The following is a 24329-nucleotide window of genomic DNA, read 5'->3' as shown; positions in this document are numbered from 1 at the left end:
GGAGCCTTACGCTGAGGCCTTATGCCGAGGGAGCGTTTTCCTGCACTTCTTTCAGGCCCAGACGGACCCGGTTGACCAAGGTGTAAGCCAGCAGGACGGCGACCACCCCAAACACAACGTTAATCCACAACGCGTTAATCCAGCCGAGGGCAATGCCGGTGGCCAAGACGCCCAGTACAAACGCGCGATCGCTCTTGCCCATCGGGCCGTCATAACGCCGCGATGCGCCGACCATCGGCCCGAGGACGCCACTGTACTCGCTGAACAATGCCAGCAGCGTGACCAACAGCACAATCAACATACTCACGTCGGGAATCAGGGCAAAAGGCAGGATCAGCGCGCTGTCGGCCACGATATCGCACAGTTCATTAAGGTAGGCGCCGAGGCGCGACTGCTGGCCGAATTCCCGGGCCAGCATGCCGTCGATGGTGTTCAGCGCCATCCGCAGGATCATCCACACGGGAATTAGCAGAAATACCCACAGGTGATTGGCGAAACAGGCAATCCCGACGCCCGTCACGACCGAAATGACGCCGGCCAGCACGGTGATTTGATTGGCGGTGGTGCCGTTATCGAATAGTCGCTGAACCAGCGGTCGCAACAGATTCTGGAAGGCGGGTTTAAGTTGGTAGATGGAGGGCATCTGGATACGGTCTCAGCAATTGAAAGCGTGAACGTTCAGGGTTATACGTCACAATAATCAGAATGCCACTAAAACTGCACGGCTCATCCTCTTCCAGCGATATCCAGGTCCAATCGGGAACTGTCGGCCTCGCGTTTTTCAGTGCTCAGGAGTTAATCCATGGACCGATTCCAGGAAATGCAGGTCTTCGCCACCGTCGCTCAGGAGCAAGGCTTCTCGGCGGCGGCGCGGCGGTTGGGGATGTCGGCGGCTAGCGTCACCCGGGCAGTGGCGGCGCTGGAGAAACGCATCGGCACCCAGTTGCTGACACGTACCACCCGCAGCGTGCATTTGAGCGAGGCGGGTCAGCGTTATCTGGAGGACTGTCGGAGAATTCTCACCGAGGTGCAGGAAGCGGAGGATTCGGCGGCCGGGAGCCACGCACAACCCCGTGGGCAACTGACGATCACGGCGCCGGTGTTGTTCGGTGATTTGTTTGTTACGCCGGTCATGGTCGGTTATTTGTCTCAATTCCCTGAAGTCAGCATCAACGCTCTACTGGTCGACCGGGTGGTGAGCATGGTCGAGGAGGGCATCGATGTGGCGGTGCGCATCGGTGAGTTGCCTGACAGCAATCAGCATGCAATTCGCGTGGGCGAAGTGCGGCGGGTGATCTGCGCTTCCCCCGGATTCCTGATCGACCATGGTCGGCCCCGGCATCCTGCAGATTTGAGCGTAGCCCCGATCATCGCGACCTCGTCCATCGGGCAGCACAGAAGCTGGCCGTTCCTTGACGGAGGAGAGCCAATCAGCGTTCGTCTGGAACCGCGTCTGGTGGTCACCGCCAATCAGGCGGCTATTACTGCCGCCGCCATGGGCCTGGGACTGACCCGAGTCCTGTCGTATCAGGTGGCGAGCAAGGTCGCCGCCGGTGAGCTGGAAATCGTTCTGGCTGACTTCGAACTGCCGCCATTGCCCATTCATGTGGTCTATCAGGGCGGTCGCAAGGCCTCGGTGCGGGTCCGTAGTTTTGTGGACTTCACGGTGAAGGTACTGCGCGAACATCCTGCTCTGCACGGCTGAAGATTATTGCTCTGGATGAAATAGTGGATTGCGTTTGCTGGTTATTCTGTTGTTTTGATGGCGGGTGGAAGATAGCCCTCCATCGGCGCTGATCTTTCCTGAACGGCGCCACCACCCAGCGGAGTCGACCATGCAAGCCATCAAACTCTACAACTTTCCCCGTTCCGGCCATGCTCACCGTGTAGAGCTGATGCTGTCTTTGTTGCAACTGCCGACCGAGCTGATCTTCGTCGATTTGGCCAAAGGCGCGCATAAGCAACCGGACTTCCTGACGCTCAACCCGTTTGGTCAGGTGCCGGTGATTGATGATCAAGGCGTGGTGCTGGCCGACTCCAACGCGATCCTGGTTTACCTTGCGCAGAAATACGGAAATGGTCGCTGGCTGCCAACCGATCCGGTCGGTGCGGCCAAGGTTCAGCGTTGGCTATCGGTCGCCGCGGGTCCGATTGCCTTCGGCCCCGCCAGGGCAAGGCTGATCACTGTGTTTGGTGCGCCTTACAACGCACAAGAGGTGATCGCTTATGCCCACACCTGGCTCAAAGTGATCGATCAGGAACTGGGCGCAACGCCCTATCTGGTCGGTAGCGAGCCAACCATCGCGGACATCGCCGCGTACAGCTACATCGCCCACGCACCGGAAGGCAATGTGTCGCTGGACGACTACGCGAACATCCGTGTTTGGCTGGCGCGCATTGAAGCCTTGCCAGGGTTTGTCGGCATGCCGCGCACCGTCGCCGGTTTGCAAAAAACTGCCTGATGCTCACGGCCCGGCTCAATCGGGCTGTTCTTATTGCGCGCTGAGCGCAGGGGAGAAGCCGTTATGGAACGTTCACCTTGGCACGCAGGCGAAACACAGTTGCAGGCTCGTGTGGGTGTCGCCGAGCGAATGGACGAATTAGGTCGTAGGGTGATTCGCAGCGAGATGCCGGATCAGCACCGCACGTTCTATCAGCAACTACCGTTCATGCTGTACGGCGCGGTGGATGCTGACGGCAACCCTTGGGCCAGCATTCTTGAAGGGGCGCCAGGTTTTGCGAAGTCCCCCGAGCCCGGGCTGTTGCAGGTCGGCAGCCTGCCCGGCCACGACGACCCTGCACAACTGCAAGACGGGGCGGCGATCGGTCTGCTGGGTATCGAGCTGCACACCCGACGTCGCAACCGTCTCAATGGCCGAGTTGGCGCTATGACGGTGAGCGGCTTCGAGGTGAAGGTGGAGCAATCTTTCGGTAATTGCCCGCAATACATTCAATTGCGCCAGTTTCGCTCGGTGCCATTAGCAGATCCGGCGACCCGTATCGCGCAGCACCTCAATGGGCTGGATGACGCAGCCAAAGCCATGATCGCCGGCGCCGATACCTTCTTTGTCGCCAGTTATGCGGACGTCGATGGCCAACGCTCGGTGGACGTTTCTCATCGCGGCGGCCAGGCCGGTTTCGTCCAGGTAGAGGGCAATCGGCTGACCATTCCGGACTTTGCCGGCAACCGGTTCTTCAATACCCTGGGCAACCTGCTGATCAATCCTCGAGCCGGTTTGCTGTTCATCGATTTCGAGTCGGGTGATCTGCTGCACCTCAGCGGTCGCACGCAAATCATCCTCGAAGGCCCGCAAGTCGAAGCCTTTCAAGGGGCCGAGCGGCTGTGGACATTCGAGGTGGAGCGCGTGGTGCGGCGGCCCGCGGCGCTAGCCTTGCGTTGGCGCTTTGACGGCGTGTCACCCAAAAGTTTGCTGACCGGCACGTGGGCGCAGGCGAATGCACGCCTGCAAGCCCGGGCCAGACCTGTAACCCATGTGGGAAACACAGAAAATCCACTGTAGGAGCGAGCGATGCGGCGATCCGACTTGCCCGCGAAGGCTTTCTCACATTCAACATTGAGGTCGCCTGACACGCCGCCATCGCGAGCAGGCTCGCTCCCACATTTGATCGTGGTCGTCCTACAGACCGAGTGATTTTTGGGAATGTTTCCGACAAGTTTTGACGGTTGTCGGTCGGAAATGGGGTGGATAGGCTTTCGGGGTCGCTGCAAATTCAGTGATCGGGTTTGGTCGCCCAGGTTTAGAATGGCGCACTTTTGTGCTTGCTTCATGGCGAGCTGTGCGTGGGAGGGCTTAGGCCCTGCCGGGTTCCATTCCCTGGTCGACCAACCCGCGTACGGTTCGCCACCCTTCTGCTTGGTCGCAGTGTTGGCGAACTCCAATTCTCGAATGGAGTTTCACCATGTTCAAAGCCACACCTNAGGGCTTAGGCCCTGCCGGGTTCCATTCCCTGGTCGACCAACCCGCGTACGGTTCGCCACCCTTCTGCTTGGTCGCAGTGTTGGCGAACTCCAATTCTCGAATGGAGTTTCACCATGTTCAAAGCCACACCTAATCCCCCCGAAACCGACGACGTTTCCCCCTACGAATCCCTCAATTCAAAAAAACTCCACGAAGCCGCTGACCGCGCCCTCGATCACTACCTCAACCCCTCAGCCCTCAAAGCCCCCGTGGCCCGCAAGCCGAGCACGATGTTTATGGTCGCGCCGGATATCAAAGACGAAGACCTGTTGGCCCACACCTGTGAATCGTTGGCCCAGGCCAGTGTGATGGCGAGTGATTTTGCGGGGTATCTGGAAGGGCCGCATCGGCACACGGCGATGGCGATTCAACAGATCGTCATGCTGGCGGAACTGGCAGTGAACCGGATGCTGGATAACGTAGGCGTACCAAAACCTGCGCCACACAGCTGATCCCTGTGGGAGCCGGGCTTGCCCGCGATGACGGATTAACATTCAACATTGATGTTGACCGAGACTCAGCCATCGCGGGCAAGCCCGCTCCCACAAAAAGCAGTCAGGCGTAGGACAGGGATTTTTCTTCCAGCAGTTCTTCGTACAACTCCGTCCACTTGCGGCCCATTTTGTCGGCGGTGAACAACTGCCGATAACGGGCTTCAGCCTTCACGCCCATTTCGGCTGCAAGCGTGGGGTTTTCCCACAGGGTGCGCATGGCTTGACGGAACGCCTGTGGATGACTCGGCGGCACCACCAGCCCGGTTTCGTTGTGGATGTTGATGAAGCTGGTGCCGGTGCCGATTTCGCTGGAGATCATCGGTTTGCCGTACATCGCGCCTTCGAGCAGCGAGATGCCGAACGCTTCGGAGCGCAGGTGCGACGGAAATACGATGGCGTAACTCAGTTGCAGCAGCGCGACTTTGTCTTCGTCCCCCAGGCGCCCAAGAAAGTGAATATTGCGCAAACCCAAGGCCGCGGCCTGGGCGTGCAGTTCGGCTTCCAGCGGCCCGGCACCGACGATGACTACCGGGTAATCCACGTCTTTCAAGGCGTCGAGCAGGATGTGCAGGCCTTTGTAATAGCGCATCACGCCCACAAACAGAAAAAACTTATCCCCAAGCTTCTTCCGCCAATGATTCATGCGTGCGTTGTCGGGCTGTGGATAACCGGCCTTGTTCAGGCCATAGGGAATGACCCGGGTCTTGTCCTGAAACTGCTGCAACACATCACTGGTGTGCAGATAGTTAGGGGACGCGGCGACGATCCGGTCAGCGCTGGCGAGGAAGCGGTTCATCAGTGGCCGGTAAAGTTTGAGCAGGTGTTTCTGGCGAATGATGTCCGAGTGGTAGGTCACCACACTGGGCTTGTTCATGCTGCTGAAGAAATGCACCAGGTCCATGAACGGCCACGGGAAGTGGTAATTGACCACGTCCGCCTCAGCGGCCATTTCGCGAAATTGCTTGAAGACGCTGTAAGAAAAGCCTGTGGAAGCGAACTGAATGTCGAGTTTGGCCCGATGGACTTCGTGCTGCCCGAGTTGCACCACCGGCGGTGTCGGATCGGCACTGAGGGTCAACACTTGGCTTTCAATGCCATGCTGGGCGCCGCTTTCGCACAACTGGAAGATCACTTGCTCGATCCCGCCGACCGAGTCAGGCAGGTACGTCTTGAAAAAATGAAGAACTCGCATTCAACCTCCCATAGCCTGGCGGTAGGCGCGGGCCGTGACCTTCGCGCAACGCTCCCAGGAAAAAAGCCTTGCCTGCTGTAATCCGGCTTTTCGGCATGCCTGCCAATGTGTTTGATCGTCGATCAGTCGTCGCATGGCATCGCGCAGGCCGTCGGGATCGTCAGGTTCAATATAGTTGCCCGCAACGCCTGCGACTTCGGGCATCGCCGAGCGTCGGGTCAGGATGACCGGCGTGCCGCTGGCCATGGCCTCCAGCACCGGTAGGCCGAAGCCTTCATAGAGCGACGGAAAAATCAGCGCCCGAGCGCCGGCCAACAGCTGCGCGACTTGCTCGTCAGGCAGATAACCGAGCAGACACACGTGACCATTGGCCAATGCCTGGTGCAGCTCATCGCTGAATTGCTCGCGCTGCCAGCCAGCCATGCCGACGATCAGCAGCGGAAAGCGCTGACGCAATGCTTCCGGCAGTTGGGCGTGGGCGCGCAGGGCCAGGGTCAGGTTCTTGCGTGGTTCCAGGGTGCCGACACAGAGAAAATATTCCCGCATTTCAACCCCGTGGGCCTTGAGCACCGCATCGATGGCCTCGGGTTCACGTGGGTGGAAGCGTGCCGCCACACCCAACGGTGCGACTACAAAGCGCTCGGCCGGTAGGGCGAAATAGGTCTGAGCTTCGTCGGCGATGTACTGCGAGTCGGTGAGAATCAGCCGCGCCTGTTGCACGCCATCGGCCAGTCGCCGCTCGATTTCTCGCAGGCGTGCCGGTGGTTGCGTCTCGGGGTAGTGCAGGTGCGTCAGGTCATGCAGGGTGATGACCGTCGGGCCGTCGAATGACAGCGGCCACAGACTGGGTTCGTGATAAAGGTCGATCGCCGGGGAGCAGCCTTGATCAAAGCGTCTCTGCGCCAACCAACGTCGAGCCTGATACGCGCCGGGTATTTGCCGCAGCAACGGTGTCAGTCGCGAGTAGCCCGGCATGGCCGCTTCAGGTAACGAAGAACTCCAACCCCAGCCATGGAACAGCGACATTTCGACGTCTGGCTCACCGGCCAGGGCATTCACCAGTTCGGCGACGTAATGGCCGATGCCGGTGCGCGGGGCCTGGAGAATCCGGGCGTTAAGGGCAATTCGCATGTTGCCTCTCTTGCACCACGGATGCTTCCACAAGGTTGCGCAGGGTCCGTTCGGCCATTTGCGCACTGGCTTCACGCCAGCCGAGCCAGCGCCAGTCCGCCACATTGCGGGCGGCGGGGAATTGCCCGCTGCTCTCGAATCGAGTAACCAGATCGGCCAGGCTTTGTGGTTCGGCCAGATCGAAGTACGCCATGAACTCGCCGCCTATTTCGCGGAAGACCGGGATGTCGCTGCCCATGGCCGGCAAGCCGCGCTGCATGGCTTCCACCAGTGGCAGGCCGAAGCCTTCGACGTAGGACGGAAACACCAGCGCACTGGCGTGGGAATAGGCGTGTTCGAGGCTGGTGTCGCTCAGGTCGTTGAACATGAACAGGCGTTTGTTCAGCTGCGGGTGATTGCGCACCCGGGCGAGCAGGGCATCGCATTTCCAGCCAATGCGCCCGGCGATGCACAGACGGGCGTTGGAGCCTGCGGCCCAGGCGAGTTCAAAGGCGTCCAGCAAGTAGTCGTGATTCTTGCGCGGCTCGATGGTGCTGACCATCAGGAACACGGGTTCCGGAGTATCGAACAGCCGTGTCAGGCGCGTTTCGACAGCGGCGGTTTCTTCGCGCAGGTCCAGCTCGGAGCCCAGGTGGAAATAGTCGAACCACAAGGTGTCGGCTTTGGCTGGACCGACGCGACGATGCAATTCATCGCGTACCTGATCGCGCACGGTGGCGGAGATCGCCACGTAGCCGTCGGCGGTTTTGGTGATCCAGTCGAACCACTCATTGAAAATCTGCACCAGTCGCGTGTCGTAGAACTGCGGGTGGGTCAGGGGAATCAGGTCGTAGATCACCGAGACGATGCCCACGCCTTCGCGTTTGAGTTGTTCGGCCAACGGGAAGAAATTGGCGTGCCAGGACGAATCCAGCAGCACTAACTGATCGCCCGGCTGATGCTGCAGCGGCGAGCAACGGTTGGGCAGTTGATATTGGTTGATCCGGTCGATCAGGCGCAGCGGTACGCTGAAACCCGCCAGCGCCGTGAGGCGATAAGCCGCGTACAGCGCGCGCCGGGTCCATCGCGAGGTGCAGCGTTTGTCGAGGCGCTGGTGCAGTTGCCAGAAACGATGCGCCAATCGCTCCAGACGCCCACCGAACTCCATCAGCCCATTGAACAGCGGTGTGTCCAAAGGGGCCAGACTCAATACCCGGTAGAGCTTGCCCTTGAGCATCACCACCGGAATGCATTCAACGCCATCGACGCGTTCAGGCAACTGATTGATGACGTTGCGCACCACCCGCTGAATGCCCGAATTGACCTTGGGATGCTGGAACACATACGTGCATTCCACCAGAAGACGCGTCATGGCGTGTTCTCCGAGACAGTCGATTCGGCTGTGCGCGTGATGGTGGTTTTTGCCGCCAGCCACGAGCAGCCGACGAAGTCTTCGTGTCGGTTGTTGATCACGTGGAACACCAGACCGTAGTCGCGCCATTCGAAATTGCGGTCCAGGTGCGAGTCCAGCCGCGACAGGCTCAGGGCCACGGAATAGTTGCCCTTGCCCAGCCCCATGACGAAGGCAAAACGGTAGGTCAGGCGCTCGCCGGCTTGCAGATCGGTGAGGGCGAGGTCCTGACGATGGGTATTGATGCCGTACATGGCCTGGCCCAGGCGATCCTTGATCATGAAACCCAGCACCAGGCGTTCGATGTCCTGGCGCACTTCGACTTGCACCTCAAGCACCACCGGCTGGCCGACTTCGGCGGCATCGATGGCGCGTTCGCGTTCATCGAGCATGCGTACGCTGAGGATCCCGGCTTCACCGGTACCGGAAACGGTTTGCACCTGGCCGTCCGCGAGGATTTCCTGACGCACCGTCTGGCCTTCACGCTCGGCGAGCAGGGCGTTGTAGTAATCCATGACGGCTTCGGGCTTGCCATGCATGGCCATGCGACCGTTTTCCAGGAGGATCGCCGAGTCGCAGATCGACTGAATCGCCGAGCGATCATGGGACACGATCAGCAACGTGGTGCCGGCCTTGCGGAAGCTGCGGATGCGTTCGAAGCTCTTGTGCTGGAAGTAGGCGTCGCCCACCGACAGTGCTTCGTCGACGATCAGAATATCCGGGCGCCGCGCGGTGGCCACGCTGAATGCCAGGCGCATCTGCATGCCGCTGGAATAGGTGCGCACCGGGTGGTCGATGGCTTCGCCGATTTCCGCGAAGTGTTCAATCTGTGGCATCAAGGCTTCGATTTCTTCGACCTGCATGCCCAGCAATTGCCCGGCCATGACCGCGTTTTGCCGGCCGGTGAAATCCGGGTGAAAGCCCATGCCCAGTTCCAGCAGGGCGGCGACGCGGCCTTCGAGCTGGATCTGCCCACAGGTGGGCTGGGTGGTGCCGGTGATCATCTTCAACAAGGTACTTTTGCCGGCGCCGTTGACTCCGACGATGCCCACTGCTTCACCGGGAGCGATCTCGAATGCCACGTCTTGCAGCACCCAGTGCTGGCGATGGCGGATCGGCGAAAACGGGATCAGCCACTCGGCCAGTCGGCTCCAGCGCGTGGGGTATTGCTTGTAGGCCTTGCCCAGGCCAGTCACGCGTATGTGCCCCATCAGAGTTCATCCACCATTTCGCCAACCCGCTGACGAAACAGCCGCAGCCCGATCACGCAGAACAACAGACCGATCACGAAGGTCGACAGCAACGAACTCCAGACCGGCCATTGGCCGTAGAGGAACAGGTTCTGGTAGCTACTGATCAGGTTGGTCATGGGGTTGAGTTGCAACAGCCGTTGCACCCACTCGGGCAGGATGCTCATCGGGTACACGATCGGCGTCAACCAGAACCAGAATTGCAGGCAGATGCCGAAGAATTGCCCGACGTCGCGAAAGAACACGTTCAGCACGCCGAGGATCATCCCCAGCCCGGCGCAGAACATCACTTGCAACGCCATCAGCGGGAGCAACGCCAACAGGGCCATGCCCGGCAGGCGTCCGGTGATCAGCAGAAAGCCCAGGAACAGCCCGATGATGATCGCGAAGTTGATGCCGGCATTGAACAGCACGATCACCGGCAGGCAGATTCTCGGGAAGCTGATTTTCTTCAGCAGGTTGGCGTTTTCCAGAAACATGTTCTGGCTGCGCAGAGTGATTTCCGAGAACAGGCCCCAGGTCAGCAACCCGGCGCAGAGGTAGATGCTGTAGGCCATGCCGTCATCCACACCCGGCAAGCGTGCGCGCATGACGTGGGAAAAAATCACCGTGTAGACGACGATCATCGACAGCGGGTTGAGCACGGTCCACAGGGCACCGAACAGCGAATTGCGATAACGCGCTTGAAACTCTCGCTTGACGCTACCGAGGATGAAACCTCGATAGCCCCACAGTGAGCGATACAGGGAAAGCAGCATTCAAACCGTCCTGCCATATTGGTCTTCGAAGCGAACGATATCGTCCTCCCCCAGGTATTCGCCGCTTTGCACTTCGATGATCACCAGGTCGATCACGCCGGGGTTTTCCAGACGGTGCCTGTGCCCTGCGGCAATGAACGTCGACTCGTTCTTGGCCACCAGATGCGAGCCGGAACCGTTGTTGGTGACTTTGGCCATGCCTTCGACCACCACCCAGTGTTCGTTGCGGTGGTGGTGCATCTGCAGCGACAACTTGGCACCGGGTTTGACCACGATACGTTTGATCTTGAAGCGAGGGCCTTCCTCGAGCACGGTGTAAGTGCCCCAGGGTCGGCTGACTGTGCGGTGCAGGCGATAGGCTTCGTGTTTTTTGTCCTTGAGCTGCCGGGCTACCCGGCGCACATCCTGGGCGCGGTCGGCGTGGGCCACCAGCACCGCGTCGGCAGTGTCGATGATGATCAGGTTATCCACACCCACTGCGGCGACCAACCGGTCTTCGCTCTGGATGAAGTTGTTGTGGCTGTCGATGAAGATCGCATCGCCGCTGGCGCGATTATCCTGTGCATCGGCTGGCACCAATGCCGCCACTGCGCTCCAGGAACCGATGTCGCTCCAGTCGAAAGAGGCCGGCACAACAACCACTTTGTCGGAGCGCTCCATCAAGGCGTAGTCGATGGAGATATCGGTGATTTCGGCGAAGTGCGTGGGCGACAGCTCCTGTTGCAGGCAACCGCCGGTTTCCACCGGCACACTGGCCGCCATGCAGGCCCGGGTTTGTTCCAGTAATGCGGGGGCATGAAGGTGCAACTCGGCCAGCAGTGTGGCGATCGAGAAGCAGAACATTCCCGAATTCCACAGGAAGTTGCCGCTCTCCAGATAATGCGTGGCGGTTTGCAAGTCAGGCTTTTCGACGAAGCGCTGTACCTTGGCTGCACCTTTGTCGTCCAGCGGGGCACCGGTTTCGATATAGCCGAAGCCGGTTTCCGGGGCTGTCGGCACGACGCCGAAGGTCACCAGATGACCGGCCTTGGCCAGCGTCACGGCGTGCTCGACTGCGCTTTTCAATGCGTCTTCGTCGAGAATCAGATGGTCGGCAGGCATCACCACCATGATCGCTTCGTCGCCGTGCAGGGCTTGTAGCGAAAGGGCGGCCGCCGCGATGGCCGGGGCTGTATTGCGGCCCGTCGGCTCTAGCAGGAAATGCCCGCGATGGCGCTCCAGGCGCGCATCCTGATAGTGATCCTTGCTCTGGAAGTAATAGTCGCGGTTGGTCACCGTGACGATATCGCCCCAGCCATCGAGCAAACCGGCCGCACGCCGATAGGTCTTGCTCAGCAGCGACTGACCGTCGGGCAGGGTCATGAACGGCTTGGGATGGCCTTCGCGGGACACCGGCCACAACCGGGTCCCGGCACCGCCGGAGAGAATCACGGGAATCAGCATGGCCTACTCCTTGGCAACGCGTTTCATGTCCGCATCCATCATCATGCGGATCAAGGTGTCCAGATCGGTTTTTGGCTTCCAGCCCAGTACACGCTGGGCCTTGGCCGGGTTACCAAGCAGCACCTCTACCTCGGCCGGGCGGAAAAACGCCGGGTCGATCTTCACGTAGTCGCGGTAGTTGAGGCCGATGTGTTCAAAGGCGATGCGGCACATTTCGCGCACGGTGGTGGTCACGCCAGTGGCGACCACGTAATCGTCAGGCTTGTCCTGTTGCAGCATCAGCCACATGGCTTCGACGTAGTCGCCGGCAAATCCCCAATCGCGTTTCGCATCGATGTTGCCCAGGCGCAGCTCCTGCTGTTTGCCCTGTTTGATGCGAGCAGCGGCGTCGGTGACCTTACGGGTCACGAACTCGATGCCGCGCAGCGGTGATTCGTGGTTGAACAGGATCCCGCTGCTGGCGTGCAGGTTGAAGCTTTCGCGATAGTTCACGGTGATCCAGTGGCCGTAGAGTTTGGCCACGCCGTAAGGGCTGCGCGGATAAAACGGTGTGTTTTCGTCCTGCTGCTCGGCCTGAATCAAGCCGAACATTTCGCTGGTGGATGCTTGATAGAAGCGGGTGTGCGGACTGAACTGGCGGATCGCTTCGAGCAGGTGAGTCACGCCCAGGCCATCGACGATGCCGGTGGTTACCGGTTGATCCCAGGAGGCGGCAACAAAGCTTTGTGCCGCCAGGTTATAGACTTCGTCCGGTGCCGACTTGATCACCGCGCGCTGCACTGAGCAGGCATCGGCCATGTCGCCGTCCAGATAGACGATATCGTTCTCGATCCCCGTCTCGCGCAGCCGCCAACGCGAATCGCTGCTGCGCCGCGCCACCAGACCATGGACTTTATAACCCTTGTCGAGCAGCAGTTTGGCCAGATACGCGCCGTCCTGACCGGTGATCCCTGTGATCAATGCACTTTTTGTCATTCTTGTCGTACTCGCTTCTCCCAGTCGGACAGGATCGCCCGCAGGGATTGTTGTATTGTGATTTCAGGCGTCCATCCTGTGGTCTGGGCAAGCTTGGCGTGGCTGCCACAAACGCGACGCTGATCCGCGCGGCGAAGACGCGCCGGATCCTGAATCAGTTGCATATCGACCTGGGCGAGGTCCCCCAGTTGTTCGATCAAACGGCGAATGCTCTGCTCGCGCCCCGAGCAAATGTTGTAGACCTGCCCCGGCGCGCCTTTTTCCAACAACGCCAGGTAGGCCGATACCACGTCGCCCACATCGAGGAAATCACGGGTGACGTCGATGTCGCCGACTTCCAGTTGCGGTGCTTGCAGGCCTTGCTTGATCCGGCTGATCTGCCGCGCAGCGCTGGCGATGGCGAAGCTGTCCTTCTGCCCGGTGCCGATGTGGTTGAACGGGCGCGCGACCAATACTGGCCAGCCCTCGCTCAGGCCCCATTGCAGGCTCAGGAACTCCGCCGACAGTTTGCTCACGGCATAAGGATTGCGCGGGCTGGGTGGCTGGCGTTCGGTGATGGGCAGATCGGCTTCGTTGACCTGGCCATAGACGTCGCCGGAGCTGACATACAGGAAGGTACCGTTGAAACCGCGGGCCTTGAGGGCTTGAAGCAGGTTGAGGGTGCCCAGCAGGTTGATGTTCAGCGTGCGCGCCGGATCACGGAAGGCTTCGGGAACGAAGGTCTGGCCGGCCAGATGAATGACCGCATCGGGCATCTGCGGCCATAGGTCTTCAAGGCTTTTCGGGGATGCGAGATCGTACGGAGAGGGGACAGGCAGCAGCTCCCATTCCGAGGCATCAACCTTCAGACGAGATTGGATGTGTTGTCCTACGAATCCACTCAGACCCGTCACGAACAGACGCTTTTTCAAGCAGCGACCCCTTGATCATAAAACTTCGTCTATTCCCCACAGGCTTGTCGGAGACGTCTGACAGACCGGGTGGATTGCCGGGTCGAAAGACGGACGAAGTCGTTGTTGTAGTTGTTTGGTAGCCAATCTGTGCCAATTGCGCAGCAATTTCAACAGGTCCCACCGTGACTGGTCAGTTCTCGTTTTTGCAGGCCTATTTATTCTCGCCGAGCGGTTCACGAACCCTTAACGGATGTGTTTAGAATGCCCCTCGTCACGATCGCCCAGGGTTCGGCAGGGTTGTTCTGAAACTCCGCGAAACTGACCACTAAAACAAGAACGTAGACGGGCATGAAGACTATAGACGAGGACGGAACGCCGACTCGATCCGTGGTTTCGCCGTCATAGAGTGAGGTCGCCGGGATGGCGGCTTCATCGTGGGATGCCATGAATTTTATTCTTTACTCGGACGTCAACGACAGTTCCATCAGCCAGAGCCTCGGTCGTCCCGAATACAGTTACTACTTCGTGCTCAAGGCTTATCGCCCGGTGCTCGAAAGCCTTGGGCGGGTGCATGTGGTGTCCTCCACCGCCGAGGTCGATCCTCTCTACAGGCAACTGCTTGCCGCTGACGAAAGCACTCTGTTCTTGTCTTTCACCCCGCCGCAGAAAACCCCGAACGATCTTGAGTGCCCGACGATCTGCGTGATCGCTTGGGAGTTCGATTCGATTCCCGATGAACAGTGGGACAACGATGTCCGGCATGACTGGACGCGCATGCTGGCGCGCCAAGGCCGGGCGATCACGTTGTCCAGTCATACCGCCCGGGCGATTCGTCGGGCCATGGGCGAAGACTTTCCGGTGTTGGTATTGCCGACGCCGTTGTGGGAAAACTTTGCAGCCATCCGTAGCCGCCATACCAGTGTGCCGGTCAATGCCGGTTCGACCCTCGACATCAAGGGCTGCATCCTCGATACCCGTACGCTCGGACTGTCTGCCGACTCGCTGATTCCGCCGCCGTTGACCCCCGAGCAGCAGGCCGAACTCGATGCCTTGCGACCGCCGCCGCTGACCCTGAAACGGCGCTTGGTTATCGCCAGGCACTACTTGCGCCTGTGGGCGCTGGACCTGGGCAAGGCGCAACCGGTGCCGGTCCATCGCACTCATTTTCTGAGTCAATGGTACTGGGAGGGGATTCGCGATCTGTTGTCTGACCCGGCTCATTCCAGACTCGCCAAACACCTCCCGGCCATTGCCGGTCCGCAGTCGGTGCCGGAGCACGTACCGGCACCGGTGGACCTGCCGGACACCACGGAACAGGTTCAGACCCGGGTCGACGGCGTGGTTTACGTTTCCGTGTTCAACCCCAAGGACGGGCGCAAGAATTGGCATCAGCTGATCAGCGCGTTCTGCTGGGCGTTCCGGGAAACCGCGGACGCCACGCTGGTGCTGAAGATTACCCAGAGCGATCTGTCGTCCTACTACACCGAACTGATGACCTTGCTGGCGCAACTGTCACCCTTCGCCTGCCGGGTGGTGGTGATGCACGGTTACCTGGACGATCCGCAATATGCCCGGCTCTATGAGGCGGCGAGTTATTACGTCAACGCCTCGCGCTGCGAAGGCTTGTGTCTGCCGCTGATGGAGTTCATGGCCAGCGGCAAACCGGTAATAGCCCCGGACCATACGGCCATGGAGGATTACATCGATGAGCGGGTGGCGTTTGTGGTCAAGTCCAGCGAAGAGCTGACCATCTGGCCTCAGGACACCCGCATCATCTATCGGACCCTGCGTTATCGACCGGACTGGGGCTCGTTGAAAACGGCCTACGAAAACAGCTACCGGATCGCCAAGGAACAGCCGCTGGAGTATCAGCAGATGTCTCACGCCGCAGTCGAGCGCATGCACGATTACTGCGCATTCGCTCCGGTGCAACAGCGCCTGGCGGACTTTTTCGGGCTGGCGCCACAGGGTGTGCCGGCAGCGGTCGTGACGGATAACGCCTCATGCTGATCATCATTTATTCAGAAACCAACCAGCACACCATTGCCCAGAATCTGGGCCGTTCGGAATACAGCTACTACTTCGTGCTCAAAGAGTATCGACCGGTGCTGGAGCGACTGGGGCGGGTAGTGGAAGTCAGCGACCCGCAGACCGAAGTCGACGCCTTGTACCTCGACTGTTTGTCCCGTGGCGAAGACTGCGTGTTCCTGTCGTTCTCGCCGCCTCATCGCACGCCTGAGCATTTCGCCTGTCCGACCGTGCCGGTGTTTGCGTGGGAATTCAGCACCATTCCCAATGAGCCGTTCGCCGGTGAACCGCGTAACGACTGGCGCATGGTATTGCGTGCGAGCGGGGCAGCGATCACCCATTCCAATTACACCGTCAATGCCGTGCGCGAAGCCATGGGCGCCGACTATCCGATCGTCGCGGTTCCGGCACCGGTGTGGGATCGCTTTGCCGCACGTGGTGCGCAACTGCAGCGCCAGCCAAAGGCCCGCCAAGTGCGATTGAAGATCAAAGGCTTGCTGGCGGACAGTCGTCAACTTGATCTACGGGCCTTTGGCCCAGCGCATCTGCGTGCCGGCAAGGGCATCGACTTTCAGGCGCCCGCTCGTGAACAGGAGCTGGTACTCGATGGTGTGATCTACACTTCGGTGTTCAACCCCGGAGACGGGCGCAAAAATTGGGAAGACATGCTCAGTGCCTTCTGCGTGACGTTCCGCGAGGTAGAAGGCGCGACGCTGGTGCTCAAACTGACGCACCACGATGCCGAAGAAGCGCTGACCGATATCCTTCATCACTTGTACAAAAACCAGTCCTACCGCTGCCGTATCGTGCTGATTTACGGCTACCTTGCGGATTCGGATTACGAACGTCTGGTGCAGGCCACGAGTTACGTGGTGAACACATCCTACGGCGAAGGCCAGTGCCTGCCGCTGATGGAGTTCATGTCGTGCGGCAAGCCGGCAGTGGCGCCGCGCACCACGGCGATGATCGATTACCTGGACGCCGATAACGCTTTCCTCATCGACTCCACGGATGAGCTGACGGCCTGGCCCCACGACCCGCGCAAGGCGTTTCGTACCCTGCGTTACATCACCAACTGGGCCTCGCTGTGCACAGCCTATCGGGCCAGCTATGACGTGGCCAAGGACGACCCGCAACGCTACGCAAGAATGTCCGTCCACGCGGTGACCAGCCTGCAAAACTTCTGCAGCCAGGCAACCGCTGAACAGCGTCTGAAAGCCTTTTTTTCCCGGCTGTTCGAAACCCGCAACGCGTCCGCCATGGAAATCCCCCAGGCATGATCCGCGCATTGATGAGGCGGCTGCGCCTAGTGGCGAAACCCCAACCCGTGCCGGTATCGATGGCGCAAGGCAGCGTATCGCCGCGTGATGTCGGTTTGCACGACGCCATGCTCGATGGCTGGTTTTCGGGCGACAGCGGCGAATTGCTCAAGGGCTTTGCGATCACAGCAGACGACACCTTGCTGGATGTTGGTTGCGGTGAGGGCGTTGCGACGCTGTTTGCGGTGCGTCAGGGTGCGTCGGTGATTTTTACCGACAGTGAACACGACAAGGTCCGTGATCTGGCCCGGCAAGTGCACGCGCAGACGGACAAGCCCAGCCTGGGGCTGGTCAGCAATAGTCTGCCGTTGCCGCTCGCCGATGGCTGCGCGAGCAAAATCGTTTGCATGGAGGTGCTCGAGCACATCGACAAGCCCGAGCCGTTCATGGCCGAGCTGGTGCGCATGGGCCGTCCGGGTGCGCAGTATCTGCTCAGCGTACCGGCGCCGGTGGGCGAGCATTTGCAACAGGGCATCGCCCCGGCCAGTTATTTTCAGTCGCCCAATCACGTGCAGATTTTTACCCCGGAACGTTTTGCCGCCCTGGTGGAGGACGCCGGTCTGGTGATCGAGCATCGTCAGGCCACCGGGTTTTTCTGGGTGATGGGCATGATTTTTTTCTGGGCCAGCGAGCGCGCGGCCGGCCGCGACCTGGGCGGCGCGGTGCGTGACCGGATTCAGGCGCCGTATCCGCCACTGATGGAGAGCTGGGCGAAAACCTGGCAAGACCTGCTGGCGCAACCCAATGGCCTGGCGATCAAGCAGATGCTTGATCAGTTCATGCCCAAGAGCCAGGTGATCATTGCGCGCAAACCGATGACGGCTGATTTAAAGGCCGGGACCGCGCCATGAGTGGTCAACGGATTCTCGACATCGAGTTGTTGCGCGGGATCGCTGTGCTTGGCGTGCTGGTGCATCACCTGCAAACCATGCCGTTTCCGGGTGGGCTGCCGGGCTTTGAGTCGGCTACCGCCCACGGGCAATTCTGGTGGGGCGTGGACCTGTTTTTTGTCATCTCCGGATTTGTCATCGCCCGAGGCTTGATTCCGCTGCTGCGTGGTTGCCAGACACAGCAGGCCTTCTGGCAGGAAACCCGGGATTTCTGGATTCGCCGGGCCTTTCGTCTGTTGCCATCCGCCTGGTTGTGGCTGCTGTTGATGTTGATGGGCACGCTGTTGTTCAACCATTCGGGCGCCTTTGGCACGGTGCAGGCCAATCTGCAGGCGACGCTGGCGGGCTTTCTGCAATTTGCCAATTTCCGCTTTGCCGAAAGCTTCATGCGCTTTGAATACGGCGCCAGTTTCGTTTACTGGAGCCTGTCCCTTGAAGAGCAGTTCTACCTGCTGCTGCCATTGCTGATCCTCGTCTGCCGCAAGCGTCTGGTGTGGGTGTTGCTGGTCCTCGTTGCCGTGCAACTATTCACCTGGCGCTCAGCGCTGTTGATGAGCATCAGGACCGATGCCCTGGCATTGGGTGTATTGCTGGCGATGTGGAGCTCAAGGCCGAGCTATCTGACCTGGGAGCCGCGGTTGTTGCGCCGACCTTGGTCAGGCCCGTTGATGCTGATCGGTCTGGGAGCAGCAGTGAGCGTGCTGGCGAGCACGCCGTTCAACCTGGCGAGCTATCGGGTCGCAGTCATTGCCTTGTTGTGTGCGACGCTGGTCTGGATCGCCTCCTACAATCGCGATTATCTGCTGCCCAAGGGCAAGCTCAAGCAAATACTGGTCTGGCTGGGCGCCCGTTCCTATGGCATTTACCTGATCCACATCCCGGCGTTTTTTGCCGTGCGCGAAGGCTGGTTTCGTTTCGCGCCCGCCGGTTCGCAAGACGTGGCGATGCAGCCGGCACTGGCGCTGTTTTGCGCCATGACCCTGATCGTGCTGCTGAGCGAACTCAACTATCGACTCATCGAGCTGCCCATGCGCAACCGGGGTGCCCGTCTGGTGCAACACTTGCGTTTGTCCCGATCAGCCCTTCCATCCTCTGGAGCCACCTCATGCTGAGCCTTTTGAAGAAACTCACGGCGGGCACATCCGCTGCCGCGCAGCCGCTGATGCCAGCACCCTCGGTATCCGAGAAAGTCGACCCGTACATGCTCGGCCTGCACGACGCGATGCTCAGCGGCTGGTTCAACCAGCAAACTAACGAGCTGTTCACCGGTTTCCCGGTCAGCCCCGAGGACACGCTGCTGGATGTGGGCTGCGGTGACGGTGGCAACGTGCATTTCTGCGGCATGCGCGGGGCGAAGATCATCATCGCCGACATCGACGCCGCCAAGGTCGAAGCGACTCGTCAGCGCCTGAGCGACACGCCGGCGCGGGGCGTCGAGTGCCACGTCACGGACTGCAACCCGCTGCCGATTGCCGACGCGACCGCGACCCGGGTGGTGTCGACCGAAGTCATTGAACATGTCGACGATCCGGCGCAGTTCCTCGCCGAGCTGGTGCGGGTCGGCAAGCCCGGGGCGTTGTATTTGCTCAGCGTTCCGCACCCGAGTTCCGAAGACCTGCAAAAAGACATCGCCGCGCCGGAGTATTTCCAGAAGCCCAACCACATTCGCATCATCAGCGAAGAACAGTTCAAGGCGATGGTCAGCGACGCCGGCCTGGAAGTCATCAGCCACAGCCAGTACGGGTTCTATTGGTCGATGTGGATGCTGTTGTTCTGGGAAGCCAAAGTCGATTTCAGCAACGCCGACCATCCGCTGCTCAATCATTGGGCCGACACCTGGCAAGCCGTGCTGTCCTCGCCACGGGGGGCACAGATCAAACAGGCGCTGGACGCGGTGGTGGCGAAAAGTCAGGTGATCATTGCCCGCAAGCCAATGGCTGAGTAGGGTAACGAGCAGAGCGACAAAGGGCCTTCAAAGGCCCTTTTTGTATTTCAGGGATAAGGTTTTTCATGGTGTTTTTCACACGCTTGATCGTTTTGCTGGCAGCGGTGTTGCTCAACGGTTGCGAGCGACCGGACGCGCCGCCGCTCGATCAGCAACTCTATGTCTGGCAACGGCAATGGACGTCGGCCCATGACGCCGCGTTGCGCGACAGCCGCGCCGATTTCTCGACTTTGCGCGTACTGGCCTTGCAGGCGTTTCCGCAGGCCGGCTGGAGCCGGGCGCGGATCGATTCGGCGCTGCTCAAGCGTGATGGTCGGCCGCTGATTGCAGTGGTTCGTCTGGATGGTCAGCTCAAGGGGCTGGATCAGAGCGAGGTCACGGCGCAAATCCAGCAGGTGCTCAGCGATTGGCAAGGGCAGGGGCTGATCCTCTCCGGTGTGGAAATCGACCACGATGCGGGTAACGCCCGGCTACCGGCCTACCGCGAATTCCTCACGCATTTGCGCACTGTTCTGCCGGCTTCCTTACCCCTGAGCATCACCGCGTTGCCGGCCTGGCTCGACAGCCCAGAATTGCCGACGCTGCTGGCAACGGTCGACAGCAGCGTATTGCAGGTGCACGCGGTGAGCGATCCACGGCGTGGGCTGTTCGATCCGAGTCAGGCACGGCAGTGGGCCAAGGCCTGGAGCCGCATCACGTCGAAGCCCTTTTATCTGGCGCTGCCGGCTTATGGCGTGGCGTTGTTGCCGGGGGCCGATGGCGCGCCGGTCGTGGAAAGCGAAGTGCCCATCGAGCGGGGCGGCAAACGCCGGGAGTTACTGGCGGATCCGCTGCAACTGAGCAAACTCGGCACCGAGTTACGCGCCGATCCACCGGCTCATCTGAACGGGCTGATCTGGTTTCGCCTGCCACTGGCCAATGATCGCAGGGCCTGGAGCCTGACGACGCTAATCGCGGTGGCACGTGGCAATACGCTCGACAGCCGCGTGGGGCTGAAGCTCTCGGCGCAGGACGGCCTCTACGACATCAGCGTCAGCAATCAAGGCAATCTCGACAGCGCCTGGCCCGAACGCCTGACACTGGCGGTGCAGGGCTGCGATGGCGCCGATGCATTGGCCGGTTATGCATTGCAACAACGCCCGGATCTGCTTACCTTCACCCGCCTGCGCGAGGGTCGAATACCGGCCGGCGGGCAGCGCGCCATCGGTTGGGCACGCTGCGCAACTATTGATCAAGGAGGTTCGAATGTTCACCCGTAACTGGCCCCGCCATGTGCTTTGCCTGAGCCTCAGCCTGCCGTTGGGTTCGGCGCTGGCCTGCGGGCCGGACTTCCCCATGCGCCTGCTGGACAACCGTGGCCAGTCGCTGGCGGAACTGCCGGAAGGCAACTTCAATTTTGAGATCAGTCGCCTCGGGCATGCCATCGCGGGCCTGAAGAACGTCACGGCGGCCACCCATAATCCGGATGACGGCTACGGCGATGCGCCCGATTACTCCGATCAGCGCAACGCAGCCGAACAGGCCGGTTTGACGCCTGAACAGCAAGCACTGGTGCAACAGCTGCGTAGCCTGACCGATGCCCGTCAGGTTGAAGAGCAAGGCGCGAGTCTGCCCATCGAGCACATGTTCTATCTGGCGGGTGCTGTGGCGTTCAACGCCGGTGATCATGGCCTGGCCGCCGAATACTTCCAGAAAGTGCTGGCGCTGCCGGCGGATCAACGGGCGTTGCGCAGCACCTGGGCGGCGTACTCGTTGGGCCGGGCACTGTTTGCCATGAATTCAGAGGCAGATACCGGCCCGGACCTGCTGGCTCAATCGCGCAAAGCCTTCGAAAAGACTCGTCAGCTGAGTATCGACGGCTTCAGCGACCCGTTGGAATTGGGTGTTGCCAGCCTCGGCGAAGAAGCGCGAGTGGCCCGCACCGCCGGCGACTGGGACAACGCCATCGAACTCTACGCTACGCAAAACCTCCACGGTTCGGCGGTGGGTTACAGCTCGCTGAAGTGGCTGATGACCGATCTGGCGGCGATGCCTGACGATCAATTGGCCCGATTGCTCAAGGGCAAACGGGTACAGCAATTGGTGACGGCCTCCTTGATCAGTCGACAGGGCTGGTCATTCGGTGATCAACCGCCCAGCGAACAAAAACTGATCAAACTGCTGCAAACCAGCACCCGTGGCAGCCTGGATAATGCTGATCGCCTGGCGGCAGTGAATTATCAACAGGGCGATTACGCCAGTGCCAAAGCCTTCCTCGAACAGGCCGGAGACGGTGGCCTCGCATGGTGGCTGCGGGCGAAACTGGCGTTGCGTGATGGTGACAAAAACGCTGCCGCGGCGGCCTATGCCAAGGCAGCCCAGGCCTTCCCGCAAAATGAGTCCTGGGGCGAACGACGGACCCCGGACTGGGATTACGAAACGGTGCAGCCCAAGTGCCGGGTCGACGGCGAAAGCGCGATCCTGGCCCTGCAACGCGGCGATTATCTGCAAGCCTTTGATCAGCTCTATCGCAGCCAATACATTTACTGGTACGACGCGGCCACCGTTGCCGAGCGGGTGCTGACCCTCGATGAACTCAAGCAGTACGTCGACACTCAAGTGCCGGCACCGCCGCCGCTCAGCCAGCAGGATCGCGACAATTATGTGCCGTTGTCGGTAGCTGCGAACCTGCGCAATTTGCTCGGGCGGCGCCTGCTGCGCGAAGGACGTTATGACGAAGCCCCGGCTTACTTCGACAACCCGGAATTGCAGGCCAAGGCCAAATGGTATGGGCAATTGCGCAAGGAGGCCGAATCCAAATGGTGGCCGACCTCCAAGGCATTCGCTTACTACTACGCCGCGATACTGGCCCGCTACGATGGGATGGAGCTGTTGGGCTACGAGATGTCCCCGGATTACGTGACCTTCGGCGGCAATTACAGTCTGGAAGCTCCGGAGCTCAAAGTCGGACCGCTGATGACCGACGGCGAAGTGCAGCGTCAGCAAGCTACGGTGGCGCAACCTGATGAGCGTTTCCATTACCGTTATGTTGCCACGGCTCTGGCGAGCAAGGCCGCCGATCATTTGCCCCACAGCAGTCAGGCGTTTGCTTCGGTGCTATGCAAGGCCTCAGGGTGGGGCACCAGCCTGCAAGAGCAAAGCGCGTTCTATCGTCGTTATGTCGAGGAGGGACCCTATGTGGTCTGGGCCGGTGATTTCGGTCATCAATGCCAGGAGCCGGACTTCCAGAACGCCGACAAGCGCTATGTGACCCAGGCCACTGACGCTATGCGGTCCATGCTGCGGCCCTACAAAAAACCATTGCAGATCGGCGCCGTGTTAGCCGTTACGGCAGCGGCGCTGTTGTTGATCAGTCGCCGCCGTCGAAAAGCGCGATAACGCTCAAGCTTGTTGAACAAAGGTCAGCCGCACCGCAAAACCAATCAGCAGGCTGCCAAACAACCACTGTTGTACCCGTTGGGCCGATGGACTGCGTTGCAGCCAACGGCCCAGCGCGGCGCCGACCAGCGCGTAGGCACTGTCGAACAACAACCCTACGCCGACCAGCATCACGCCCAGCGTTGCAAATTGCGCGAGCACCGGTCCTGCTTGAGGGTTGATGAACTGTGGCAGCAGCACCGAGCAGAACAGCAGCGCCTTGGGGTTGAGCAGGTTAGTCAGCAGACCACGCTGGATCGCCTCGCGCCAATGCGGTTTTTCGCTGGTTGCGTTTGTAGCGTTCAAGCTCGGCAGCATCGTGGTGCGCAGGCACTGAATGCCGATCCATAGCAGGTACGCGGCTCCGACCAGGCGTATCACATCGAAGGTCCAGGGCGCCGTCTTGAACAACGCCGCCAAACCCAATGCAGCCAAGGCCACATGAAAACCGCGCGCTACGCCCAGCCCCAACGCCGTGGCCAACGCCGCGCCTTTGCCTTGGCGCGCGCCGGTTTGCAACAGCAGAATCATGTCCGGGCCGGGCAACAGGTACACCACCGCCAATGCCATGAAAAACAGCCAGAGTCCTGCCATGTTTCACCCCATTCGTTGTCGATTTGGTGGGATCAGTCTACGGCTGAGGGGCAGGGCAGGTGGTTGCGTAGTCAGCTTCTAAAGCTTCCATACTTGGCATAACCTGCCATTTTGTAATGATCGAACCATCGGGATCTGCCAAACCATGAAACTGGACGCCTACGACCGCAAGATTCTCGCGGCGCTGCAACGGGACGGTCGCCTGAGCAACGTGCAATTGGCCGACGAGATCGGCCTGTCCGCCTCGCCGTGTTTACGTCGGGTACGGATGCTGGAAGAGGCGGGGGTGATTCGCGGCTATCAGGCCAATCTGGATCGAGATGAAGTGGGCCTTGGGCTGACTGTGTTTGTCGGGGTCAAAGTCGAACGACACAACGATGAACAGGCCGAAGCCTTTCGCCTGGCCGTAACGGCATTGCCTGAGGTGATTTCGGCGTTCCTGGTGTCAGGGGAATCAGATTTTCTGCTGCAAGTGGTGGTGCCGGATTTGCGCGCCTATGACCGTTTTCTCACCGGGCGACTGCTGAAATTGCCGGGTGTGAGCGACATCCGCAGCAATTTCGCGATTCACACGGTAAAGACGCCGGGGGCATTGCCGTTGGAGCATCTACCCAACTGAAAAGCAAAAAG

General features: G+C 60.2%; 21 protein-coding genes and 1 pseudogene. 12 read left to right on the top strand and 10 right to left on the bottom strand.

All coding sequences use genetic code 11. The features are described 5' to 3' along the window. Nucleotides 1–19: 19 nt before the first annotated feature. Nucleotides 20–643: a CDP-alcohol phosphatidyltransferase family protein gene (locus MMG91_RS23205; RefSeq protein ID WP_310660845.1), complete on the bottom strand. Its 624-nt coding sequence runs from the start codon at nucleotides 641–643 to the stop codon at nucleotides 20–22. Between the two features lie 159 nt (nucleotides 644–802). Between MMG91_RS23205 and MMG91_RS23200 the strand changes: the two genes are divergently transcribed. The 4 genes and pseudogenes from MMG91_RS23200 to MMG91_RS23185 all read left to right on the top strand — a co-directional run bounded on the left by MMG91_RS23200 (nucleotide 803) and on the right by MMG91_RS23185 (nucleotide 4432). Continuing rightward, nucleotides 803–1705: a LysR family transcriptional regulator gene (locus tag MMG91_RS23200; protein ID WP_305447591.1), complete on the top strand. Its 903-nt coding sequence runs from the start codon at nucleotides 803–805 to the stop codon at nucleotides 1703–1705. Nucleotides 1706–1835: 130 nt separating this feature from the next. Further along, on the top strand, nucleotides 1836–2462 hold the full coding sequence (locus tag MMG91_RS23195) for a glutathione S-transferase (RefSeq protein ID WP_310660844.1): 627 nt from the start codon (nucleotides 1836–1838) through the stop codon (nucleotides 2460–2462). Nucleotides 2463–2525: 63 nt separating this feature from the next. Further along, a pseudogene (locus MMG91_RS23190) lies at nucleotides 2526–3479 on the top strand (pyridoxamine 5'-phosphate oxidase family protein); the annotation flags it as partial. A 575-nt stretch (nucleotides 3480–4054) separates the two neighbouring features. After that, entirely contained in the window at nucleotides 4055–4432 is a 378-nt protein-coding gene (locus MMG91_RS23185) for a DUF6124 family protein (protein WP_310660843.1), read from the top strand. 103 nt (nucleotides 4433–4535) lie between these two features. Here MMG91_RS23185 and MMG91_RS23180 read toward each other — a convergent pair whose 3' ends face one another. From MMG91_RS23180 to MMG91_RS23145, 8 genes are read right to left on the bottom strand one after another with little or no spacing between them, the layout of a single operon-like run. Continuing rightward, nucleotides 4536–5666: a glycosyltransferase family 4 protein gene (locus tag MMG91_RS23180; protein WP_310660842.1), complete on the bottom strand. Its 1131-nt coding sequence runs from the start codon at nucleotides 5664–5666 to the stop codon at nucleotides 4536–4538. Beyond that, the gene (locus MMG91_RS23175; protein ID WP_310660841.1) at nucleotides 5667–6797 is read right to left on the bottom strand and encodes a glycosyltransferase family 1 protein; all 1131 of its coding nucleotides are present in this window, start codon (nucleotides 6795–6797) and stop codon (nucleotides 5667–5669) included. Next, nucleotides 6781–8148 (bottom strand): glycosyltransferase family 1 protein, encoded by a 1368-nt coding sequence (locus tag MMG91_RS23170; protein ID WP_310660840.1) that lies wholly within the window; start codon nucleotides 8146–8148, stop codon nucleotides 6781–6783. The genes MMG91_RS23175 and MMG91_RS23170 overlap by 17 nt, the downstream gene beginning before the upstream one ends. Then, nucleotides 8145–9398 carry an ABC transporter ATP-binding protein gene (locus MMG91_RS23165; protein ID WP_305447585.1) on the bottom strand — a complete coding sequence of 418 codons (1254 nt, stop codon included), beginning with the start codon at nucleotides 9396–9398 and terminating at the stop codon, nucleotides 8145–8147. The genes MMG91_RS23170 and MMG91_RS23165 overlap by 4 nt, the downstream gene beginning before the upstream one ends. Next, complete coding sequence (locus MMG91_RS23160; RefSeq protein ID WP_310660839.1) at nucleotides 9398–10195, bottom strand: ABC transporter permease; 798 nt, start codon at nucleotides 10193–10195, stop codon at nucleotides 9398–9400. The genes MMG91_RS23165 and MMG91_RS23160 overlap by 1 nt, the downstream gene beginning before the upstream one ends. Continuing rightward, nucleotides 10196–11638, bottom strand: a complete 1443-nt coding sequence (locus tag MMG91_RS23155; protein WP_310660838.1) for a mannose-1-phosphate guanylyltransferase/mannose-6-phosphate isomerase — start codon at nucleotides 11636–11638, stop codon at nucleotides 10196–10198. A gap of 3 nt (nucleotides 11639–11641) precedes the next feature. Further along, complete coding sequence (gene gmd, locus MMG91_RS23150; RefSeq protein ID WP_310660837.1) at nucleotides 11642–12613, bottom strand: GDP-mannose 4,6-dehydratase; 972 nt, start codon at nucleotides 12611–12613, stop codon at nucleotides 11642–11644. After that, entirely contained in the window at nucleotides 12610–13524 is a 915-nt protein-coding gene (locus tag MMG91_RS23145; RefSeq protein ID WP_310660836.1) for a GDP-mannose 4,6-dehydratase, read from the bottom strand. Before MMG91_RS23145 ends, gmd begins: the two co-directional genes overlap by 4 nt. A 426-nt stretch (nucleotides 13525–13950) precedes the next feature. On the opposite strand from MMG91_RS23145, the gene MMG91_RS23140 reads away from it, so the two are divergent. The 7 genes from MMG91_RS23140 (at nucleotide 13951) to MMG91_RS23110 (ending at nucleotide 23066) form a co-directional block, all read left to right on the top strand. Next, nucleotides 13951–15516: a glycosyltransferase gene (locus MMG91_RS23140; protein ID WP_305447580.1), complete on the top strand. Its 1566-nt coding sequence runs from the start codon at nucleotides 13951–13953 to the stop codon at nucleotides 15514–15516. Next, nucleotides 15510–16814, top strand: coding sequence for a glycosyltransferase (locus MMG91_RS23135; protein ID WP_310660835.1), 1305 nt, complete (start codon nucleotides 15510–15512; stop codon nucleotides 16812–16814). Before MMG91_RS23140 ends, MMG91_RS23135 begins: the two co-directional genes overlap by 7 nt. Next, a complete protein-coding gene (locus MMG91_RS23130; RefSeq protein WP_310660834.1) occupies nucleotides 16811–17704 on the top strand; it encodes a class I SAM-dependent methyltransferase in 894 nt (297 codons plus the stop codon). The genes MMG91_RS23135 and MMG91_RS23130 overlap by 4 nt, the downstream gene beginning before the upstream one ends. Beyond that, nucleotides 17701–18855, top strand: a complete 1155-nt coding sequence (locus MMG91_RS23125; RefSeq protein ID WP_310660833.1) for an acyltransferase — start codon at nucleotides 17701–17703, stop codon at nucleotides 18853–18855. Before MMG91_RS23130 ends, MMG91_RS23125 begins: the two co-directional genes overlap by 4 nt. After that, nucleotides 18849–19688, top strand: coding sequence for a class I SAM-dependent methyltransferase (locus MMG91_RS23120; RefSeq protein ID WP_305447576.1), 840 nt, complete (start codon nucleotides 18849–18851; stop codon nucleotides 19686–19688). The genes MMG91_RS23125 and MMG91_RS23120 overlap by 7 nt, the downstream gene beginning before the upstream one ends. Before the next feature lie 65 nt (nucleotides 19689–19753). Continuing rightward, a complete protein-coding gene (locus MMG91_RS23115) occupies nucleotides 19754–20947 on the top strand; it encodes a DUF3142 domain-containing protein (RefSeq protein ID WP_310660832.1) in 1194 nt (397 codons plus the stop codon). Continuing rightward, nucleotides 20934–23066, top strand: coding sequence for a hypothetical protein (locus tag MMG91_RS23110; RefSeq protein WP_310660831.1), 2133 nt, complete (start codon nucleotides 20934–20936; stop codon nucleotides 23064–23066). The genes MMG91_RS23115 and MMG91_RS23110 overlap by 14 nt, the downstream gene beginning before the upstream one ends. Nucleotides 23067–23069: 3 nt before the next feature. Here MMG91_RS23110 and MMG91_RS23105 read toward each other — a convergent pair whose 3' ends face one another. Further along, nucleotides 23070–23699 carry a LysE family translocator gene (locus MMG91_RS23105; RefSeq protein WP_310660830.1) on the bottom strand — a complete coding sequence of 210 codons (630 nt, stop codon included), beginning with the start codon at nucleotides 23697–23699 and terminating at the stop codon, nucleotides 23070–23072. Nucleotides 23700–23844: 145 nt separating this feature from the next. On the opposite strand from MMG91_RS23105, the gene MMG91_RS23100 reads away from it, so the two are divergent. After that, nucleotides 23845–24318, top strand: coding sequence for an Lrp/AsnC family transcriptional regulator (locus MMG91_RS23100; protein ID WP_305447572.1), 474 nt, complete (start codon nucleotides 23845–23847; stop codon nucleotides 24316–24318). Nucleotides 24319–24329: the final 11 nt, after the last annotated feature.

It is taken from the genome of Pseudomonas sp. JL3, assembly GCF_031570575.1.
GTDB lineage: Bacteria > Pseudomonadota > Gammaproteobacteria > Pseudomonadales > Pseudomonadaceae > Aquipseudomonas > Aquipseudomonas cucumis.
The sequence above is the reverse complement of the archived record's forward strand: the minus strand, read 5'-3'. Positions and strand labels throughout refer to the sequence as shown.

What these genes read in the sequence shown, in the direction of transcription:
- MMG91_RS23205 (WP_310660845.1), bottom strand. Translation starts at nt 643, where the DNA reads ATGCCCTCCATCTACCAACTTAAACCCGCCTTCCAGAATCTGTTGCGA.
- MMG91_RS23200 (WP_305447591.1), top strand. Translation starts at nt 803, where the DNA reads ATGGACCGATTCCAGGAAATGCAGGTCTTCGCCACCGTCGCTCAGGAG.
- MMG91_RS23195 (WP_310660844.1), top strand. Translation starts at nt 1,836, where the DNA reads ATGCAAGCCATCAAACTCTACAACTTTCCCCGTTCCGGCCATGCTCAC.
- MMG91_RS23185 (WP_310660843.1), top strand. Translation starts at nt 4,055, where the DNA reads ATGTTCAAAGCCACACCTAATCCCCCCGAAACCGACGACGTTTCCCCC.
- MMG91_RS23180 (WP_310660842.1), bottom strand. Translation starts at nt 5,666, where the DNA reads ATGCGAGTTCTTCATTTTTTCAAGACGTACCTGCCTGACTCGGTCGGC.
- MMG91_RS23175 (WP_310660841.1), bottom strand. Translation starts at nt 6,797, where the DNA reads ATGCGAATTGCCCTTAACGCCCGGATTCTCCAGGCCCCGCGCACCGGC.
- MMG91_RS23170 (WP_310660840.1), bottom strand. Translation starts at nt 8,148, where the DNA reads ATGACGCGTCTTCTGGTGGAATGCACGTATGTGTTCCAGCATCCCAAG.
- MMG91_RS23165 (WP_305447585.1), bottom strand. Translation starts at nt 9,398, where the DNA reads ATGGGGCACATACGCGTGACTGGCCTGGGCAAGGCCTACAAGCAATAC.
- MMG91_RS23160 (WP_310660839.1), bottom strand. Translation starts at nt 10,195, where the DNA reads ATGCTGCTTTCCCTGTATCGCTCACTGTGGGGCTATCGAGGTTTCATC.
- MMG91_RS23155 (WP_310660838.1), bottom strand. Translation starts at nt 11,638, where the DNA reads ATGCTGATTCCCGTGATTCTCTCCGGCGGTGCCGGGACCCGGTTGTGG.
- gmd (WP_310660837.1), bottom strand. Translation starts at nt 12,613, where the DNA reads ATGACAAAAAGTGCATTGATCACAGGGATCACCGGTCAGGACGGCGCG.
- MMG91_RS23140 (WP_305447580.1), top strand. Translation starts at nt 13,951, where the DNA reads ATGAATTTTATTCTTTACTCGGACGTCAACGACAGTTCCATCAGCCAG.
- MMG91_RS23135 (WP_310660835.1), top strand. Translation starts at nt 15,510, where the DNA reads ATGCTGATCATCATTTATTCAGAAACCAACCAGCACACCATTGCCCAG.
- MMG91_RS23130 (WP_310660834.1), top strand. Translation starts at nt 16,811, where the DNA reads ATGATCCGCGCATTGATGAGGCGGCTGCGCCTAGTGGCGAAACCCCAA.
- MMG91_RS23125 (WP_310660833.1), top strand. Translation starts at nt 17,701, where the DNA reads ATGAGTGGTCAACGGATTCTCGACATCGAGTTGTTGCGCGGGATCGCT.
- MMG91_RS23120 (WP_305447576.1), top strand. Translation starts at nt 18,849, where the DNA reads ATGCTGAGCCTTTTGAAGAAACTCACGGCGGGCACATCCGCTGCCGCG.
- MMG91_RS23115 (WP_310660832.1), top strand. Translation starts at nt 19,754, where the DNA reads ATGGTGTTTTTCACACGCTTGATCGTTTTGCTGGCAGCGGTGTTGCTC.
- MMG91_RS23110 (WP_310660831.1), top strand. Translation starts at nt 20,934, where the DNA reads ATGTTCACCCGTAACTGGCCCCGCCATGTGCTTTGCCTGAGCCTCAGC.
- MMG91_RS23105 (WP_310660830.1), bottom strand. Translation starts at nt 23,699, where the DNA reads ATGGCAGGACTCTGGCTGTTTTTCATGGCATTGGCGGTGGTGTACCTG.
- MMG91_RS23100 (WP_305447572.1), top strand. Translation starts at nt 23,845, where the DNA reads ATGAAACTGGACGCCTACGACCGCAAGATTCTCGCGGCGCTGCAACGG.